General features: G+C 66.5%; 19 protein-coding genes. 11 read left to right on the plus strand and 8 right to left on the minus strand.

Annotation, left to right across the window (positions count from 1 at the left end):
- A complete protein-coding gene (locus MKK51_RS06095) occupies nt 1-822 on the minus strand; it encodes an alpha/beta fold hydrolase (RefSeq protein WP_243975673.1) in 822 nt (273 codons plus the stop codon).
- 149 nt (nt 823-971) lie between these two features.
- Between MKK51_RS06095 and MKK51_RS06100 the strand changes: the two genes are divergently transcribed.
- Together MKK51_RS06100 and pyrF are read left to right on the plus strand one after the other, a co-directional pair.
- On the plus strand, nt 972-1,592 hold the full coding sequence (locus MKK51_RS06100; protein ID WP_243975674.1) for a uracil-DNA glycosylase family protein: 621 nt from the start codon (nt 972-974) through the stop codon (nt 1,590-1,592).
- 66 nt (nt 1,593-1,658) lie between these two features.
- Nucleotides 1,659-2,369 carry an orotidine-5'-phosphate decarboxylase gene (gene pyrF / locus MKK51_RS06105; protein WP_243975675.1) on the plus strand — a complete coding sequence of 237 codons (711 nt, stop codon included), beginning with the start codon at nt 1,659-1,661 and terminating at the stop codon, nt 2,367-2,369.
- A 42-nt stretch (nt 2,370-2,411) separates the two neighbouring features.
- Here the strand turns inward: pyrF and MKK51_RS06110 are convergent, their stop codons facing one another.
- The 5 genes from MKK51_RS06110 to MKK51_RS06130 all read right to left on the minus strand — a co-directional run bounded on the left by MKK51_RS06110 (nt 2,412) and on the right by MKK51_RS06130 (nt 8,251).
- Nucleotides 2,412-3,062: a TetR/AcrR family transcriptional regulator gene (locus MKK51_RS06110; protein ID WP_243975676.1), complete on the minus strand. Its 651-nt coding sequence runs from the start codon at nt 3,060-3,062 to the stop codon at nt 2,412-2,414.
- Nucleotides 3,063-3,549: 487 nt separating this feature from the next.
- Nucleotides 3,550-3,747, minus strand: a complete 198-nt coding sequence (locus tag MKK51_RS06115; protein WP_243975677.1) for a hypothetical protein — start codon at nt 3,745-3,747, stop codon at nt 3,550-3,552.
- Between the two features lie 152 nt (nt 3,748-3,899).
- Nucleotides 3,900-5,693 carry an NADPH-dependent assimilatory sulfite reductase hemoprotein subunit gene (locus MKK51_RS06120; RefSeq protein WP_243975939.1) on the minus strand — a complete coding sequence of 598 codons (1,794 nt, stop codon included), beginning with the start codon at nt 5,691-5,693 and terminating at the stop codon, nt 3,900-3,902.
- A gap of 174 nt (nt 5,694-5,867) precedes the next feature.
- On the minus strand, nt 5,868-7,637 hold the full coding sequence (locus tag MKK51_RS06125) for a sulfite reductase flavoprotein subunit alpha (RefSeq protein WP_243975678.1): 1,770 nt from the start codon (nt 7,635-7,637) through the stop codon (nt 5,868-5,870).
- Nucleotides 7,638-7,744: 107 nt separating this feature from the next.
- Entirely contained in the window at nt 7,745-8,251 is a 507-nt protein-coding gene (locus tag MKK51_RS06130) for an Lrp/AsnC family transcriptional regulator (RefSeq protein ID WP_243975680.1), read from the minus strand.
- 250 nt (nt 8,252-8,501) lie between these two features.
- Between MKK51_RS06130 and MKK51_RS06135 the strand changes: the two genes are divergently transcribed.
- From MKK51_RS06135 to MKK51_RS06165, 7 genes are all read left to right on the plus strand, one after another.
- Nucleotides 8,502-9,299: a phosphoadenylyl-sulfate reductase gene (locus MKK51_RS06135; RefSeq protein WP_243975682.1), complete on the plus strand. Its 798-nt coding sequence runs from the start codon at nt 8,502-8,504 to the stop codon at nt 9,297-9,299.
- The gene (gene cysD / locus MKK51_RS06140; protein WP_243975684.1) at nt 9,296-10,231 is read left to right on the plus strand and encodes a sulfate adenylyltransferase subunit CysD; all 936 of its coding nucleotides are present in this window, start codon (nt 9,296-9,298) and stop codon (nt 10,229-10,231) included. The genes MKK51_RS06135 and cysD overlap by 4 nt, the downstream gene beginning before the upstream one ends.
- 1 nt (nt 10,232) lies before the next feature.
- A complete protein-coding gene (gene cysN, locus MKK51_RS06145; RefSeq protein WP_243975685.1) occupies nt 10,233-11,633 on the plus strand; it encodes a sulfate adenylyltransferase subunit CysN in 1,401 nt (466 codons plus the stop codon).
- 181 nt (nt 11,634-11,814) lie between these two features.
- Complete coding sequence (locus MKK51_RS06150) at nt 11,815-13,017, plus strand: pyridoxal phosphate-dependent aminotransferase (protein WP_243975686.1); 1,203 nt, start codon at nt 11,815-11,817, stop codon at nt 13,015-13,017.
- An 86-nt stretch (nt 13,018-13,103) separates the two neighbouring features.
- The gene (locus tag MKK51_RS06155; RefSeq protein ID WP_243975687.1) at nt 13,104-13,952 is read left to right on the plus strand and encodes an NAD(P)-dependent oxidoreductase; all 849 of its coding nucleotides are present in this window, start codon (nt 13,104-13,106) and stop codon (nt 13,950-13,952) included.
- 379 nt (nt 13,953-14,331) lie between these two features.
- Nucleotides 14,332-14,625, plus strand: a complete 294-nt coding sequence (locus MKK51_RS06160; RefSeq protein WP_243975688.1) for a hypothetical protein — start codon at nt 14,332-14,334, stop codon at nt 14,623-14,625.
- A 78-nt stretch (nt 14,626-14,703) separates the two neighbouring features.
- Nucleotides 14,704-16,362, plus strand: a complete 1,659-nt coding sequence (locus tag MKK51_RS06165; protein ID WP_243975689.1) for a calcineurin-like phosphoesterase C-terminal domain-containing protein — start codon at nt 14,704-14,706, stop codon at nt 16,360-16,362.
- A gap of 39 nt (nt 16,363-16,401) precedes the next feature.
- On the opposite strand, the gene MKK51_RS06170 is transcribed toward MKK51_RS06165, so the two are convergent.
- Nucleotides 16,402-16,980, minus strand: a complete 579-nt coding sequence (locus tag MKK51_RS06170) for a type 1 glutamine amidotransferase domain-containing protein (protein ID WP_243975690.1) — start codon at nt 16,978-16,980, stop codon at nt 16,402-16,404.
- 197 nt (nt 16,981-17,177) lie between these two features.
- On the opposite strand from MKK51_RS06170, the gene MKK51_RS06175 reads away from it, so the two are divergent.
- Nucleotides 17,178-17,399: a hypothetical protein gene (locus MKK51_RS06175; RefSeq protein ID WP_243975691.1), complete on the plus strand. Its 222-nt coding sequence runs from the start codon at nt 17,178-17,180 to the stop codon at nt 17,397-17,399.
- Between the two features lie 8 nt (nt 17,400-17,407).
- On the opposite strand, the gene MKK51_RS06180 is transcribed toward MKK51_RS06175, so the two are convergent.
- Nucleotides 17,408-17,797, minus strand: coding sequence for a hypothetical protein (locus MKK51_RS06180; protein WP_243975692.1), 390 nt, complete (start codon nt 17,795-17,797; stop codon nt 17,408-17,410).
- 325 nt (nt 17,798-18,122) lie between these two features.
- On the opposite strand from MKK51_RS06180, the gene MKK51_RS06185 reads away from it, so the two are divergent.
- Nucleotides 18,123-18,332 carry a cold-shock protein gene (locus tag MKK51_RS06185; protein WP_026175704.1) on the plus strand — a complete coding sequence of 70 codons (210 nt, stop codon included), beginning with the start codon at nt 18,123-18,125 and terminating at the stop codon, nt 18,330-18,332.
- Nucleotides 18,333-18,531 lie beyond the last annotated feature (199 nt).

Consider the following 18,531-nt stretch of genomic DNA (forward strand, 5'->3'; position numbering starts at 1 on the left):
TCATCGCCTGAGGAAGTCGATCAGGTCCGCAGCCAGCCGCTCGTGATGGGTGAGCGGGATGGCGTGCGGGGCGCCGTCGTAAATCTCGAACTCCGCGCTCGGCACGGCCGAGGCCGCCATCCGTGCGGTCACATCGATGGGTACGGTCTGGTCGGCATCACCGTGGATGATCAGGCAGGGTACGGTGACCTTCGCCATGTCGGGCCGGAAATCAGTCTGCGAGAAGGCACGCACGCAGGCCATCGTGGCTTTCGGCGAAGCCAGCATGGCAATCTGCCCGGCCCAGGCAATCATCTCCGACGACGCGGGTGAGCTGAACACACCCGCACCGAAGAAGCCCTTGTTGAATTTGGCGAGGAAGGAGGGCCGGTCCATCTTCAGCCCGTCGATGATCTCCTCGAAAACGCTGGCATCGACGCCGTCGGGATGGTCCGGCGTCTTCAGCATCATCGGCGTCACCGACGAGATCAGTACCGCCTGGGAGATCCGGTCACCGCCGTGCCGCGACAGGTATCGGACGACCTCGCCGCCGCCCATGGAAAAGCCGACCAGGGTCACGTCGGTGAGATCGAGTTCGTCGAGCACCGCCTTCAGGTCGTCGGCGAAGGTGTCGTAATCGTAGCCCTGCCACGGCTGGTCCGAGCGTCCGAAGCCCCGGCGGTCATAGGCGATGGCGCGGAAACCCGCCTCGGCGACGGGGACCATCTGGTACTCCCACATGTCCGCATCGAGAGGCCAACCGTGAAGGAAGACCACGGGCCGTCCGCTGCCCCAGTCCTTGTAATAGAGGCTCGTGCCATCCGGCGCGGTGATGAAGGCCATGGGGCTGCTCCCTGCATTCCTCGGTCGGTCGTGTTCGGGGATGAGCCAGGCAATGCCGACTCCTCTTGCGGTTCAAGCGCCGGGTGCGGCTTCCCGTTCCCACGCCCCGCACTCCCAGGACGCTGTGCCCACACTACCTGTTCGGGTGCATGACCTCGTTCGAATCGACCGCCGCCGCCCTGCGCGCCTGCCGCATCTGCCGCGACTCGCCCCGGTATGGCGCACCCCTGCCGCAGGAGCCGAAGCCCATCGTGCAGGGCTCGACCTCCGCGCGTCTCGCCATCGCCAGTCAGGCACCGGGGAACAGGGCCCACCGGAGCGGCATCCCGTTCATGGACCCGTCGGGCATCCGGCTGAGGTCGTGGCTCGGCCTGTCCGAGCCGGACTTCTACGACGCCTCGCGGCTCGCCATCGTCCCCATGGGCGCATGTTTTCCGGGGCTCGATGCGAAAGGCGGAGACAAGCCGCCCCGACGCGAATGCGCCGAGCATTGGCGCAAGGCGCTCTTTGCCGGCCTGCCCGAAATGGATCTCGTCCTCGTCATCGGTCAGTATGCGCAAGCTTGGCATCTCGGCCGGGTCGAGGGGGGCCTCACCGCCATGGTGCGGAACTGGCGCGCCATCTTCGCCGAGCCGCGGCGTCCGCGCGTCCTTCCCCTGCCGCACCCGTCCTGGCGCAACAACGGCTGGCTCAAGACCAATCCGTGGTTCGAAGAGGAGTTGCTACCGGTGCTCAGGGAGGAGGTTTCCCGGGTGATGACGCGCGGGTGACCCTGCCTCCGCGTTGACATGGGGAGCCTGGGCGGCGATCCGTCACCCGATCCTCCGGAGCCCGCCATGTCCCACGCCGCGTCACCAGCCGCCAGCGATCCGCGCGATCGCCTCATCGTCGCCCTCGACCTGCCGAGCGTCCACGAAGCCGAGGCGATGGTGGACCGGATCGGCGATGCCGCAACCTTCTACAAGATCGGCTATCGGCTCGCCTATTCAGGCGGCCTCGCCCTGGTCCAGCGTCTGTCCCGCGCAGGCTTCAAGGTGTTCATCGATCTGAAGCTGCACGACATCGGCAACACCGTGGAGGACGGCGTCCGGGCGCTGTCCGATCTAGGCGTGACCTTCCTCACGGTCCATGCCTACCCGCAGACCATGCGCGCCGCCGTGCGGGGCAGGGGCGGCGACGGCCCGACGATCCTCGCCGTCACCGTGCTGACGTCCTACGATCAGGCCGATGCCGACGAGGCCGGCTATGCCATGCCCATCGCGGATCTGGTGGCCCTGCGCGCGCGGCAGGCGGCTGACGCCGGAATCGGCGGTATCGTCTGCAGTGCCGCCGAGGCAGCGTCCGTGCGTTCGGCCATAGGGCCGTCGCGGCTCATCGTGACCCCCGGCATCCGGCCGGCGGGCGACGATCTGGGCGACCAGAAGCGCGTGCTGACGCCAGCGGCGGCGATGGCAGCGGGGATCGACCACATCGTCGTCGGCCGACCGATCACCCAGAGCGCCGATCCTCGCGCTGCGGCGCAGACGATCCTGGCCGAGATGAGCTGACACCCCCGGCGCGCCGTCGTCTCCGCATAGCGACCGGGACGGCTACCTCACCATCGCAGGGGCAGTGTCCCGGGCGGGCTCGTGGAGCGCGCGCAGCAGGAAGGCGATCATGGCGTCGATGGGGGGAGCCGGCGCATTCGGGTACTGGCTCACGAGGACGGGATGACAGTAGCGCGTGATGGCCACATGGAGGCACGCGGCGGTGGTCGCGGGATCCTCGACCTGGAACTCGCCACTGCGGACCCCGTCCGTCACCACCCGTTCCAGGGCCGCGCCGATCCGGTCGATATGGTGCCGGCACACCCCCCAGCTTTCCGACATGGCGGCCTCCACCATCTCGTGGATGCGGGGATTGTCCTTGCAGCGCTCGATGCAATCGCGGTGAAGCTCCCGGATGATCTCCGCCACCCGCTGATCCGCGCTGAGGCCCGGCGCCACGGCGATACCCGCGATGAGCGCCTCGACCTCGCGGGTCACGCGCTCGACCACCGCCTCGTTGATCGCCTTCTTCGAGTCGAAGAACCGGTAGACGTTGGCCGGGCTCATCCCGAGCGTCTTGGCGATGTCGGAGACGGTCGTCTTCTGGTAGCCGATTTCGCGAAAGAATCCCTCTGCCGCCGCCAAAATCCTGCATCGGGTCGTGGGTGCGGCGGCCTCCAGGCTCGCCTGCAACGGATCGGCGGTGATTGTCATAGATCGACCCTAAGTCTCCTGCCCTTGGCCGTCAAAAACACGGCATGGATGAGAGCGCCCTCGCATACGAGGGATGAACGCGGCGGGAACGAAATCGGCTCATCGGCACTCCTGCCGATCCGCGTCTGCGGAAGACGGACGAAACGGAGCTATCAACTCGTGTCGACGGTTCTACGACGCCCCGAAAACCGAGTTTCAGGGATCGAAGCCCGCCCGATGATCAAGGCCGGGTTGATGCTGCAAATTTCTTCGACAAAATGCCGGCGCAACGCAGACCGTGTTGCAACGTACGAGACATCGCGGCCCATCAGGTCGAAAACGCAGTGAAAAGCTGGTCGCGGGCGGCCCCGACCCATCACCGCGCCGCTGTGACGACACGGCAGGAGCGAAACTTTGACGCCGTCCCGGTACCCGGCCCCGCCCAGATGAGCCCCACTACCCGTGAGCCGGACTCAGTATCTGAAGGCCTGGGCCGGTCGATGCCGGCTCACGAGCCGAACTGTGAACCGAGCTGTTCCAGATATTCGGCAAGATCGACGCCGCCGACGCGTTTGCCATAGTCGAACCGCATGCCCTGACGGATATCGACGCTGCTCTGCTTCGTCGTCAGGGTGAACGGCTTCACGCAGATCCAGGCGCCGTCCCGGCGATGCTCGAAGAAATTCAGGATATCGTGCTTGGCCATCGCCGCCTCCGGTCGAGTTGCCGGATCAACCGTCAAGCCGCCCCAGAGTTCAGCGATACCGGACTTATATTCGCGTCTCGCCTAAGCTTGGCCACGAGGTCCGCAACACGTGCACTGCAGCATCGCTGAAGCAATGCACGTCTCGACGAGGGTCAGGCGACGCCTTTGAGCGCGCCGATATTCGTGTGGAAATCCGGCCCGTTGAAGGTTCTCGCCACGTACCCGGCGCGGATCAGAAAATCGCCGAACCGCTCGCCGGGAGCCTTGCCCTGCGCGTAGGCTCCGAACAGCGGATCGAGGATCGTCCGGATCTCGGAGGCGGTCACGTCCTCCGCGTAGAGCTTGCCGAGGCGTGAGCCGTCGAAGGCCGCACCGAGATAGAGGTGGTAGCGTTCCGGGCCGCGACCGACGAAGCCGATCTCGGCGATGAAGGGACGGGCGCAGCCGTTGGGGCAACCGGTCATGCGGATCGTGATCTCGTCGTCCTGCAGGCCGTGCGAGGCGAGGCTTTCCTCCAGTTCCGTCATCAGGTCCGGCAGGTAGCGCTCGCTTTCGGCCAGGGCCAGGCCGCAGGTGGGCAGGGCGACGCAGGCGATGGAATTGCGGCGCAGGGCACCTGCTCCCTTCTGCATGCCGTACTCGTCCACAAGCGCCTCGATTTCGGCACGCTTTTCGGCCGGCACGTTGGCGATGATGACGTTCTGATTGCCGGTGAGGCGGAAATCGCCCTCGTGGATCTCCGCGATCCGGCGAAGGCCGGTCAGGAGCTTCGGGCCGTCGCCCTCCACATCCTTGATCCGGCCTGACGGGACATAGAGCGTCAGGTGATGACGGCCGTCATCGCCCTCGGTCCAGCCATACCGGTCGCCGTTCCCCGTGAAGGCGAAAGGTTTGGGATCGGCGAGCTTCGTGCCGACACGCTTCTCCACTTCGGCGCGGAAGGCGGCGAGACCGTACCGCTCGATCGTGTATTTCAGGCGGGCGTTCTTGCGGTTCTTGCGGTTGCCCCAGTCGCGCTGGACCGTCATCACCGCCTCGGCCACGCGCACCGCCTCGTCGGGCTTGCAGAACAGCATCACGTCGGCGGTGCGCGGAAATGTGTCCGGCTCGCCATGGGTCATGCCCATGCCGCCGCCGACGGTGACGTTCCAACCGGTCACCCTGTTCTTCTTGTCGAGAATGGCGATGAAGCCGAGATCGTGGGCGAAGACGTCGACCTCGTTCGAGGGCGGCACGGCGATGACGATCTTGAATTTACGCGGCAGGTAGGTCTTGCCGTAGACAGGCTCGAATTCCGGTTCGCCGCCGACCACCTTCTCGCCGTCGAGCCAGATCTCGCGCCAGGCATTGGTCTTCGGCAGGAGGCTGTCGGAGATCTCCTTGCCGAGTTCGTAGGCGGCCTTGTGGGCACCCGACTGGGCCGGATTCGTCGCCGCCATCACGTTGCGGTTGACGTCGCCGCAGGCGGCGATGGTGTCGAGCAGGGCGCCGTCGATGGCGGCCATGGTGCGCTTGAGGTTCGACTTGATGACCCCGTGATACTGAAAGGTCTGGCGCGTGGTCGCCCGCAGGGTGCCGTTGGCATAGGTTGTGGCGATGTCGTCGAGGACGAGCCACTGCTTGGGTGTCACCACCCCGCCGGCGATGCGCAGGCGGATCATGAAGCTGTAGGCCTTATCGAGCTTCTTCTTGGTCCGTTCGGGACGCAGGTCGCGGTCGTCCTGCTGGTACATCCCGTGGAACTTCACGAGCTGGCCGTCATCCTCGGAGATCGCCCCGGTGGCGTGCTTGAGAAGACCGTCGGCCAGGGTTCCGCGCAGGAAGCCGCTCGCGATCTTGATGTGCTCGTTATGCGCGAGGCCCGCCTCGCGCGCCGCTTCCGCCTCATCGATGGGACGGGCGGTCGGCGGGGTCTCGTAGGTGCGGGGAGGGGTCAGGTCGTCCATGGTGATGTTCCGGTTCGTTCGCGTGTTCTCGATGTCGTCGGTACGCATCCTTGTTCCCCCTCCGGGAGACGGCGGCCCACAATGCGGGTCGGGGCAGGGAAGCGTCCCGTCCGGAAAGGTCGCCCCCTCTCCCGTCTGCTGCGCCCGCAGCGGGGGGAAGGTCGTGTTCGTGCCTTAGTAGACGTCCTGCTGGTAACGATGCGCCCGCTCCAGCGCGGCCACAGCCGCCTCGGCGTCGGCGGGGCTGAGCGCCTTCGCCTCCTGGTAGGCACCGACGACCGCATTGCGGACATCCTTGGCCATCCGGTTGGCGTCGCCGCAGACGTAGAAGCTGGCGCCGCCGTCGAGCCATTCGACCAGTTCCCTGGCGTGGTGGCGGATGCGGTCCTGCACGTAGATCTTCTCGGGCTGGTCGCGGGAGAAGGCCACGTCGATCTTCGTCAGCGAGCCGTCCTCCAGGGCCTCCTGCCATTCGAGCTGGTAGAGGAAGTCGTGGAGGAAGTGTCTGCCGCCGAAGAACAGCCAGGAACGGCCGGGGGCCTCGATGGCCCGGCGCTCCTGCACGAAGGCGCGGAACGGGGCGACGCCGGTGCCGGGCCCGACCATGATGATGTCGGTGGCCGGGTCCTGCGGCAGGCGGAAATGCCGGTTCGGCTTCAGCTTCACCCGCAGCTTGGCGCCGTTCCTGATCCGGTCTGCCACATGGACAGAGGCGACGCCCGACCGCGAACGGCCATGGGTGTCGTAGCGAACGGCGACGATGGCGAGATGGACCTCGTCGCCCACCTCCTTGCGCGAGGAGGCGATGGAATAGGCGCGCGGCGGCAGGGGCCGGGTGATGGTGTTGAGATGCTCGGCCGAGAGGGTGGCCGGAAAGGTCTCGATCAGGTCGATGAGGTGGCGCCCCTCGATCCAGGCCCGCACCTCGCCGCTGTCGATGAGCTTCTGCGCCTCGGCATGGCTCGTCGCCTTGGCGAAGCGCTCCACGGTGGTGGCCGAGAGCGTGGTGATGTCCCGCTCGGACAGCAAGGCCTTGCGCAGGGCCTCGTCGCCGGTGAGGTTCGTCGCCTTCAGGATGTCCTCGACGAGGGCCGGATCGTTCTCGGGGTAGATCTCGAGCGAATCGCCCGGCTCATAGGCCGGGGCACCGTCCTCGAATTCGAGGGCGAGGTGGATCGTCTCCTTGTCGGAGAGCGACGAGTTCAGATTGATGTGATCCACCACCTCGACCACCACCGGCTCGCGGCTCGGCTCGTCATCGTCGTCCTCGGCGGCGGCGCGGCCGGCGAAATCCACCGCGACGACGTTGTCGGCGCTTGGCGCGGGTGCGAGAGCCTTCAGCGTGTTTTTGATCCAGTCGGCGGCGGGCTTGTCGAAGTCGAGATCGAGATCGGCCCGCTCGGCGCCACGCTTGCCGCCCAGGGCTTCGAACCGCGCGTCGAGCGCCTTGCCGATGGCGCAGAACTCCACGTAGGAGGTATCGCCCAGCGCCAGCACGCCGAAGGTCACGCCGTCGAGACGGGGGGCGCCGTCCCCCATCAATTCGTTGTAGGCACGGGTGGCGCGGGCCGGAGGCTCGCCCTCGCCCCAGGTCGCCGCGATGGCGATGAGGTTCTTGGCTCCCGCCAGCGTGGCGATGTCGAGGTCGGCGAAATCCACCACCTTCGGCTTGAAGCCGCCCTTCTTGGCGAGCTTGGCGACGGACCCGGCCAGGGCTTCGCAATTGCCGGATTCGCTGGCGTAGATGATCGTCAGCGGCTCGACGGCCTTCGGCGGAGCAGCCGGAAGAGCAGCGGGCTGTCCCCCGGCCGCGTCGAGACCGGCGAGGAAGCCTGCGAGCCAGGCGCGCTGGATCGGCGTCGCCGCTCCGAGGACGGCGTCGAGGCTCGCGCGTTCGCTGTCGTCGAACGGGGCGGTGCGGGGGAGTATCGCTTGTCGTGCCATCGGTAAGCCATGTCGCGCTGCGGGGCCGCGTGTCAACGGGATGTCCGTTTTACAGAACGGCGTCATGAGAGAAGGAGCTGCCTATGCTTGCAGCGCAAAACAGAAGTTTATTCCCCCGCCACCACGGAGAGCGTCGGTACGAAACGCCCGTTCGGTGGCGCTGACGGGAGCGGAAGTGCCGTCGTCGACTTCACTTTTTCCATGGCGAATCGCGATGTCACGTTCTTCAGAGGCAAAGTCGCGATCAGTTGCTTATAAAAGGTGTCGTAAGCCTGCATATCGGCGACAACGACCCGCAACATGTAATCCACATCGCCCGCCATTCGGTAGAATTCCAGCACCTCCGGCATGGCAGAGACGGTGGAGGCGAAGCGCTCGAGCCAGTCGCGCGAATGGTCCGACGTCTCGATGGAAACGAAAACGGTGAGGCCGAGGCCGAGCTTGACCGGATCGAGAACGGCGACCCGGCGGTCGATCACGCCATCCGCTTCGAGACGCTGGATCCGTTTCCAGCACGGCGTCTGCGACAGGCCGACCTTTTCGCCGATCGTCGCGATCGACAGGGTGGCATCGTTCTGAAGCAGTGCCAGGATCTTGAGATCGATCGAGTCCACATTGACCTCGCTTTGTGGTTCCGGTCGGCGGCGCCGAGATGCGCTAGGGCTCGGCGTCGACCAGCGGATTAAGAAGAATATTCCTTGGCGGGCAACCCATCGGGCGTCCACACCGGGACAAACCATATTGGCCGCAGCGGGGGAATGCCGCGGTGCGATACCGGCCATGCCTTGACAGCGTTCGTTATAGCGAACATTTCAGGTGCCAGACAAGCAGGCATCTGACAAGGCAGGCGCACGGGACACGCTCATGAGTACTTCCCTGGAACGAACGGCGCGGGACCTCGCGTCCACTCTGGCCGGCCTCGATCTCAAGGGGCGCATCCGTGCGATCGAGGCCGCCATCCCCGGCAGGCTGGTCTTCACCACCAGCCTCGGCATCGAGGACCAGGCGCTCACCCATGCCCTGGCCATGGCGAAGGGCCGGACCGAGATCGTCACCCTCGATACGGGCCGTCTCTTCCCCGAGACCTACGATGTCTGGGCGGAGACCGAGTCGGCCTACGGCATCCGCATCCGGGCCTATGCCCCGGAACGGCTCGCCGAAGAGGCGTTCGTCCGCGACGAGGGCATCAACGGATTTCGCCACTCCGTCGCCGCCCGGCAGGCCTGCTGCGGCTTTCGCAAGGTGGAGCCGCTGAGCCGTGCCCTCGATGGTGCGGCCGGTTGGCTGACGGGTTTGCGGGCGGGTCAGTCGGCCAATCGTTCAGACACGCCCCTCGCGGAGGCCGACGAGGCGCGCGGGCTCATCAAGATCAATCCGCTCGCGGACTGGACCCGAGCCGACGTCGACCGCTTCGTCATGGACAATTACATTCCCTACAACGTCCTCCACGATCGCGGTTTTCCCTCGATCGGCTGCGCCCCGTGCACCCGCGCCGTGAAGATCGGTGAATCCGAGCGTGCCGGCCGCTGGTGGTGGGAGCAGGAATCCAAGAAGGAATGCGGCCTTCACGTGCATCAGCCCGAGGCGAACGTCCAGCCGGGCCAGGAAGCCGCCGCATTCGAATCGACATCCCGCAACAACAATCTGGAGATGGCCCGATGAGCGCCGCCACCGCCCTGGCCGCGACGTTGCCCGAGCGTCTGACTCACCTGCAGCGCCTCGAAGCCGAGAGCATCCACATCATGCGGGAGACGGTCGCCGAGACCGAAAACCCGGTGATGCTCTATTCCATCGGCAAGGATTCGTCGGTGCTGCTGCATCTGGCGCTGAAGGCCTTCGCGCCAGGCCGCCTGCCGTTCCCGCTGATGCACATCGACACGACCTGGAAGTTCAAGGAGATGATCGCGTTTCGCGATCAGCGCGCCAAGGACCTCGGACTCGACCTCATCGTCCATACGAACCAGGAGGGCCTGGCACGCGGCATCGGCCCGATCAGCCACGGATCCGAGGTCCATACCGACGTGATGAAGACGCAGGGCCTGCGTCAGGCCCTCGACAAGCACAAGTTCGACGCGGCCTTCGGCGGCGCTCGCCGCGACGAGGAGGCTTCGCGCGCCAAGGAGCGGATCTTCTCCCTGCGGACGGCTCAGCATCGCTGGGATCCCAAGCGTCAGCGGGCCGAGCCCTGGCACCTGTACAACCTCAAGAAGAAGCGGGGCGAATCCCTGCGCGTCTTCCCGATCTCGAATTGGACCGAGCTCGACGTCTGGCTCTACATCGAGCAGGAGCAGATCCCGATCGTGCCGCTCTACTTCGCCAAGCCCCGCCCGGTGGTGGAGCGCGACGGTCAGCTGATCATGGTCGATGACGAGCGCCTGCCGCTGAATCCCGGCGAGACGCCGCGGAACCTGTCCGTGCGCTTCAGGACACTGGGCGATTATCCGCTCACCGGCGCCGTCGAGAGCGACGCCTCCTCCCTGCCCGAGATCATCGGCGAGACCCTGTCCGCCCGGACCTCCGAACGTCAGGGCCGCGTGATCGACAAGGACGGGTCGGGCGCCATGGAGCGCAAAAAGCAGGAGGGGTATTTCTGAGATGACGATCCATCAGCCACCCGAGACCTTCGGCTACGACAGCTTCCTTGCCACGCACCAGAGTAAGGAGGTGTTGCGCTTCATCACCTGCGGCTCCGTCGATGACGGCAAGTCGACCCTGATCGGCCGGCTCCTGCACGACACCAAGCAGCTCTTCGACGATCAGGTGACCGCCCTGCAGCGCGATTCGCGCAAGCACGGCACGCAGGGCGCCGAGATCGATCTCGCCCTCCTCGTGGATGGTCTCCAGGCCGAGCGGGAACAGGGCATCACCATCGACGTCGCTTACCGGTTCTTCTCCACCGACAAGCGCTCCTTCATCGTCGCCGACACTCCCGGCCACGAGCAGTACACCCGCAACATGGCCACCGGCGCGTCGACGGCGGACGTCGCCGTGATCCTGGTGGACGCCCGGCAAGGCCTCACCCGCCAGACCCGGCGCCATGCGCTCCTCGTCTCGCTCCTCGGGATCAAGCGCGTCGCCCTCGCCGTGAACAAGATGGATCTGGTGGGCTGGTCGCAGGACACGTTCGAGGCCATCACGGCGGCGTTCCATGCGTTCGCGGCGCCGCTGGGCTTCACCGAGATCCGTCCGATCCCGCTGTCGGCCAAGAACGGCGACAACGTCGTCCTGCCCGGAGCCGCCGTGCCCTGGTACACCGGAACGCCGCTGCTTCAGTACCTGGAAGAGGTGCCGGTGCGGGTGGAGGAGCAGGCCGCACCGTTCCGTCTTCCGGTTCAGTGGGTGAACCGCCCGAACTCCGATTTCCGCGGGTTCTCCGGCCTCATCGCCAGTGGCCGCATCGCCCCGGGCGATGCGATCATCGTCGAGCCCTCGGGCCGCACCTCCACGGTGGCCCGCATCTTCACCGCCGACGGCGACCTGCCGCATGCGGTGGAGGGGCAGTCGGTGACCCTCGTCCTCGCCGACGAGATCGATGCCTCGCGCGGCTCCGTGATCGTCACGGCCGATGCGCCCATGCGCGTCACCGACCGTCTCGAGGCCCGCCTGTTCTGGGCGGCGGAGACGGAGCTGCTTCCCGGTTCGACGCTGCTCGCCAAGATCGGCACGGTGACCGTCAACGCCACGGTGACGGCGATCGGGAACCGCATCGACCCCGAGACCGGAAACCCGGCGCCCGCCGCCCGGCTCGTCGCCAACGACATCGCCGACGTGACCCTGACCCTCGACCGGGCCGTGGCCGTCGATGCCTACGGCGCCAACCGCGACACCGGCGGCTTCATCCTCATCGACCGCGAGACCACCGACACGGCGGCCCTCGGTCTGATCCATGCGGACAAGACCGCCGCGACGGTGAAGGACGAGCCGGAGTCGGTCCGCGCCGCGAAATCCGGCGGAGGGTTCCTGTCGAAGCTGCGCTGGGTCTTCGGCGGCATCTGACTTCCCGACTCCACCGGTCTCCCCCTCGACAATGCGGCCATCCCAGAGCGTCATCGCGCAGCGGGATGGCCGCTTTGTCATGTCCGGCAGCCTTGCCCGCCCGGACCACGGGGACTAGGGTCCGCGCGCTTTTCAGAGGGCGCCCGTCGGTGCCCGTCAGACCCTATCGGAGCACGCCATCATGGGCTTTCTCGCCGACGCCCTGTCCAAGGTGAAGCCGTCCGCGACCATCGCGATGACGCAGAAGGCCCGCGAGCTGAAAGCCGGCGGGATGGACGTCATCAGCCTGTCGGTGGGCGAGCCCGATTTCGATACGCCGGACCATATCAAGGACGCGGCCATCGATGCGATCCGGCGCGGCGAGACCAAGTACACGCCGGTCTCCGGCATCGTGCCCCTGCGCGAAGCGATCGTGCGGAAGTTCAAGCGCGAGAACGGCCTCGACTACAAGGCGAGCCAGACCATCGTCGGCACCGGCGGCAAGCACGTCATCTACAATGCCCTCCTCGCCACGCTGAACCCTGGCGACGAAGTGGTGATCCCACGCCCCTACTGGGTGTCCTATCCAGAGATGGTGGTGCTGTGCGGTGGCACCCCGGTCTTCGCCGAGACCGACATGGAGCATGATTTCAAGCTGCAGCCGGAGGAGCTGGAGCGGGTGATCACGCCGAAGACCAAGTGGATCATCCTCAACTCGCCGTCGAACCCCTCCGGCGCGGCCTATGCCCGCGACGAGTTGAAGAAGATCACCGACGTGCTGATGCGGCACCCCCATGTCTGGGTGCTCACCGACGACATGTACGAGCATCTCTGCTACGGCGATTTCGAGTTCGTAACCCCGGCCCAGGTCGAGCCCGGCCTCTACGACCGCACGCTGACCATGAACGGCGTCTCGAAGGCCTATGCCATGACCGGCTGGCGCATCGGCTACGCAGCCGGACCCGAGCACCTCATCAAGGCGATGGATTTCGTCCAAGGACAGCAGACCTCCGGCGCATCCTCCATCTCGCAATGGGCGGCGGTGGCGGCCCTCGATGGCACGCAGGAGCATCTGGCCCGCTTCCGCGCCGCCTTCCACGAGCGTCGCGACCTCGTGGTCTCGATGTTGAACCAGACCAAGGGCCTGAAATGTCCGACGCCGGAAGGCGCCTTCTACGTCTATCCGTCCTGCGCCGAGACGATCGGGCGCAAGACCCCGTCGGGCAAGGTCATCGAGTCCGACGAGGATTTCGTGGTGGAACTGCTGCAGGCGGAGGGCGTCGCCGCCGTCCACGGTTCGGCCTTCGGCCTCGGCCCGAACCTGCGCATCTCCTACGCCACGTCGAACACGGCCCTGGAGGAAGCCTGCACCCGCATCCAGCGCTTCTGCGGCTCGCTGAGCTGAGCAACCGAAGGACGATCGCGGCTTGACAGCTCGCGTCGTCCGCGAGTGAGATGCGAGGAAGGTGATACGAGTCGAAGGACACGCTCATGGCGACGATCGCCGTCATCGCACCCGGTGCCATGGGTAGCGCGATCGCAGCCCGCCTGCACGGGAACGGCGCCCGGATCCTCACGGCTCTGGCCGGGCGCAGCGCAGCCACCGTCGCGCGGGCTCGGGATGCCGGCATGGAAGGCGTGGACGAGGAGGCCCTCGTCGAGGCCGACCTCATCCTCTCCATCGTCCCGCCCGCGCAGGCCACGAGCCTCGCCCTCCGCCTGTCTCCCATGCTCGCCGCGGCAGGGCGCAAGCCGGTCTATGTCGACTGCAATGCCCTTAACGTCGTGACGAAGCGTGGCGTAGCCGCCGTGATCGGACAGGCCGGCGCGCCCTTCATCGATGCCGCCATCATCGGAGCTCCGCCGAAGCCCAATGTTAAGGGGCCGCGGTTCTACGTCTCCGGCGACGATCTCGCGGCGTCCGTGGCGTTGCGCGAATTGGGGCTGGACGTCCGCCCCGTGGAGGGTGGCGTCGGCGCGGCGTCCGCGCTCAAGATGTCCTATGCCGGCATCAACAAGGGGCTGACGGCGCTCGCCGCCGTGATGGTTCTCGCGGCAGGCCGTGCCGGTGCGGGCGAAGCCCTGCATGCCGAACTCGCCGAAAGCGAGCCCGAGCTTCTCGCGCGCTTCTCTCGCGTCCTGCCCGACATGGTGCCGAAAGCCTATCGCTGGGTCGCCGAAATGGACGAAATCGCCAGTTTTCTCGAAGAAGACGAGGGTGGGCGGCGAATGTTCGAAGGCGCGGGGCGCGTCTACGATCGCCTCGCCGCCGATAGCGACGGTGACGGTGACGAAATCGGGCGGCTGAGGGCCTTCGCCGCTGCGGCGGAAAGGCCCTGAGGCTGCCGGGTCGGTTGCCGGCTCGGCTCAGGATGGCTACATCCGCGATCCCCGCAGCCGATGCGTCCGATGGTTTCGCGAACCCTCTCGGACTGGCGTGGTTGCAGGGCTTGTCGTGACGGGGCGGTGCGGACCAGTTCTCTTCGCCGATCCTGTGAGGCCTCGTGGGCCGGGTCGCGGCAGGTGTGTCACGGGCGCGGGGAACAGGAACCGTCGTCGTGGCTGATGGCCCACACTCATCGTACCGCCGGCCGGATCGCACCATTTCAGGACACGCTCCGGGCGGGGTCGTAAGCCAAACGGTTTACCGACTTCACGCACAAGTGAGACGGGCCGGGGAACCGGCCGCGTTCCTCCGCGTAGTCTCGGGCTTTTCAGCATGCGACGCCTTCTCACCGGTGGCATCAAGGCGATCGTCGCCATTGCCGCGCTTTCCACCGCCGCCCATTGGGCCATGCGCGTGCAGCGCGCGCCCACCACCGCCCCGGCCCCCGTCGCAGCGGTAAAGGATCCGGTCGCCACGGGTTCGATCCAGACCCGGAGCGGGGGATCCCCGACCGTGGATCGGGTCGCTGACGTGACCTCCGGTCTAGACCAGAAACGCCTCGGCGAATTGATCTCGGGCGCCGGAATGAACAAACCCAGAGTTGAGAAGGCCGTCGCCCGGCACTGAGGCCGGACGCGTCCGCCGTCACGCGATGGTCAAGAGGCCGTGGTTCGGTACCGCCGACCCATCGCAACAGGCTGCCGCATGATAGACCGTCCCGCTCTGACCCGCCGCGAAACCATGGCAGGCGCCGCCGCCTTCGCCCTGGCACCCACTGCCGCGCGGGCAGTCGAGCGCGCGACCGGGTTCGTCTACGAGGTCGGCCCCGGAGGAAGGGCGGGCATCCCGGACGTGTCCGTCTCCAACGGTCGCGACGTGGTCCGCACCGATGGCCAGGGCCGCTACGCCCTCGACGTCTCGGACGGCGACATCGTCTTCGTGGTGAAGCCCGCAGGCTATGCCCTGCCTCGCGACGAGAACAACATCCCGCGTTTCAGCTACATCCACCAGCCGCAGGGCACGCCACCCGATCTGCGCCTGCGCTATCGCGGCATCGATCCGACCGGACCGCTTCCCCCCTCCATCGATTTCGCCCTCACGCGCGAACCGGAGCCGGACGCGTTCGACGTCATCCTGTTCACCGATCCGCAGCCGGAAAGTCCGGTGGAACTCGGTCATGTCCGCGACTCGGCGGTGACGCGGGTCCTGGGTACGAAGGCCGCCTTCGGGATGACGACCGGCGACATCCTGTTCGACGACCTCTCCTTCTACGGCCGATCGAACCGCATCATGGGACGCATCGGAATCCCCTGGTTCCATATCGGCGGCAATCACGATCTCAACTTCGAGGCCCCCGACGCACGGTACAGCCGCGAGACCTACAAGCGGGTCTTCGGCGCGCCCTACTACGCCTTCCACCACGGCAAGGCCCTCTTCCTGATGCTCGACACCGTGCATTACCTCGGCGCGGCATCGGGCAATGGCGACGGTGTCGGCCGCTACGAGGGGCGGATCGGCGATCGGCAACTCGCCTTCATCGCCAACATGCTGTCGCTGACGCCCAAGGACAGCCTCGTCGTCATCGCCATGCATATCCCGCTCTATACGGATCTCGACCCGGCCGATCCGCGCCAGAACGTCATGGACCGCGAGCGCCTGCTCGACCTCCTCGGCGACCGTCCCGTGCTCAGCCTCGCCGGCCACACCCACACGACGGAGCATCACTACCCCCGCGCCGACGGGGCCGGGAGCCACCACCATCACGTCCTCACCGCCGTCTCCGGCTCGTGGTGGAGCGGCCCCTCCACCCGCACCGGCATTCCCTCCGCCGACAGCCGCGACGGGACGCCCAACGGCTTCCACATCCTGTCCATCGACGGCGCCGGCTACACCACCCGCTACCGCCCGGCACAGGGCGAGCCCGAAGAGAGGATGAGGATCGTCCTGGAGAGCCAGTATCGCGGAGGAGCCGGTGAGGTCCTGCGCGATTACCGGCCGATGCAGACCCTGCGCTCTCCCGTGCCGCGCGAGAGCGTCGGGGCCACCAATCTCGTGGTGAACGTCTTCGACGGCGGTCCGCGCACCCGCGTCCGGTACCGGCTCGGCGACGGTCCCGCCGTCGAGATGCCGCGCACGCGGCGGCCCGACCCGTTCGTGGGCGAGGTCTTCCTCCGCTATCCGGAAGCGAAGAAGCCATGGGTGAAGGCCGAGCCGTCGAGCCACATCTGGGTCGCGCGCCTTGGCGGCGACATTCCGGCCGGCAGCCATCGCATCACCGTCGAGGTCTGGGACGAGTACGGGCGCCCGTTCTCGTCCGGAATGGTCCTCGAAGTCACCGGTGAGGACAGCCCTTCGCGGGGCTGAGGCGCCCGCTGATGGGGAGCGGGCCGACGGAGGGCGGTGTCAGGCGGCCAAGCGGCGGGCGCCGTGGTTGCCCTCCTCTATCTCCTCGACGATCTTGGCGCAGAAGGCATCGAGATCGCCCGGATTGCGGCTCGTGACGATGCCCTTGTCGGTCACCACCGCCTCATCATGCCATTGGCCACCGGCATTGATGACATCAGTCCGGATCGACGAGAACGACGTCAGGTTCAGACCCTTCACGGCCCCCACCTCGATGAGCAGCCACGGTGCGTGGCAGATCGCGGCTACCACCTTGCCGGAGACGAGGAATTCCCTGATCACCTCGAGGGCCTTCGGCTCGAGTCGGAGCTTGTCGGGGTTGATCTGACCGCCCGGCAGCACCAAGGCGTCGTACTCCGCCGGATCGATATCTTCGAGGTCCCGGTCCACCGCGACGTTCTTGCCCCAATCCGTCTTGTCCCAGGCACGAATGGATTCCCGGGATTCGCGCGATGTCGGCGCGGCAACGACGACGCTGGCTCCAGCGCTCTTGAGCGTGTGCAGGGGAACCGTCAGCTCCGTTTCCTCGAAACCATCGGTCGCAACGATGAGAATCTTCGATTGAGTGATGTCGGGCATGATCGATCTCCGCACGTATCTCGAATGTTGGCGGAAGAACCGGTCGTGGATGGGGCGGGTTCCTGGCTCCGGGACGATGCAATGCAGCCTCGGTCGCAGCGCAACCCTCGAATCGGCGTCCGCCTGGAACTGGCGAATGCCGGGGCGGGTTTCTCCGGCACACCGATCGACCCACCTCAAAGCGAAGGAGACGCTGCATGGCCAATCCAGGCCTACCGATCCCCGAGCCGCTGCCGGGGGGAATTCCCGGCGACCTGCCACCCCCGCCGCTGCCGCCGGACGAAACTCCGGATATCGGGCCGACCGGCCCACGGACCCCCTATCCCGTCGACGACCCCGGCATCGACGAACCGGCAGGGCCGGGCTCCGAGCCCGATTACCTGCCCGGCGGGCCGACGGACCCGGGCGTCAGGATGTGATCCCTAGGTCAGTGGTCCCCGTGTGACGCACGGACGTCGCGGGGAGCATTGAGGATTTCGGAGAGGCTCGTCGCCACGTGACGGGCCTCTTCGTCCGTCAGGCGCAGCTGGAAGGGAGGAAGCGGCCCCGCCTGGAGGGCGACGACGGCCTGCCCCTTCTCGTCGGTCCCCACCTCGATGGCGGAGGAGGTGACTTCGAGCATGGCGATGTCATCGTCGTTGAGGTCGTCCGGCGGGTCGACCTCGTCCGGCTCATCGATCGCGGTGAGCAGATGTCCAACCGCGCGTACGAGCGCGCGGGCGGCCCGGGCGTCCATCACGACGGCCGTCGCCTGATCGTCCTTCTGGAACGAGAGCTGAATGTTCGCGCCTTCGAGGGAAACCGAGATGCCCGCCATGAACCGCCTGATTGCGTCGCCTAACCGCCTGGAACCGAACTCATATATGCACGTCGCGGACCGAAAAACACGGGGTTCGCCATACGGCCCTCTGAGGCCGGCGTGAGAGGGCGGTGCGTCGATGCGGCCGGCAAGATCCGGCCGGGTGCCTTGTTGCCGCCGCACAATGCGCCTACATGGAGGTCAGCGGGCATCAGTGAGCCGAACGCAACGTGCATCGCACGTCTCACGACCCGCTGATCCCGTCAAATGTAATAGAGGACCGGCACCGGGTGTCTTGAGCAGACGCGCGTGTTTGGTCGACGAACGATACGAGGTTCTATTCGTGAATACCGGCACTGTTAAGTGGTTCAACGAAACCAAAGGCTACGGCTTCATTCAGCCCGATGACGGCGGCAAGGACGTGTTCGTTCACATCTCCGCCGTCGAGCGCGCGGGAATGCGCAATCTCATTGAAGGTCAGAAGGTCTCCTACGAGATTCAGACCGACAAGCGCAGCGGCAAGGATTCGGCTGGGAACCTCCAGGCGGCCTGACGCACCCGGCGCCAGCCCACGGGGCTGGCGTCATCACCGGCGTCAAGCGCCGGCTTCGCTGGCATCCCGACGCGCTCCTCTGGGGAGACGAGTTCGGTTCAGGGATGACCCATCCGCAACCACAAAATCTTTTGACTCACGGAACGAGAGGCAAAGCTCGTCGTTTCGACACCAAGAAAAATCTGAAAGATCACAAGAA

It is taken from the genome of Methylobacterium sp. E-045, from assembly GCF_022829685.1.
In the GTDB taxonomy this organism is placed as follows: domain Bacteria; phylum Pseudomonadota; class Alphaproteobacteria; order Rhizobiales; family Beijerinckiaceae; genus Methylobacterium.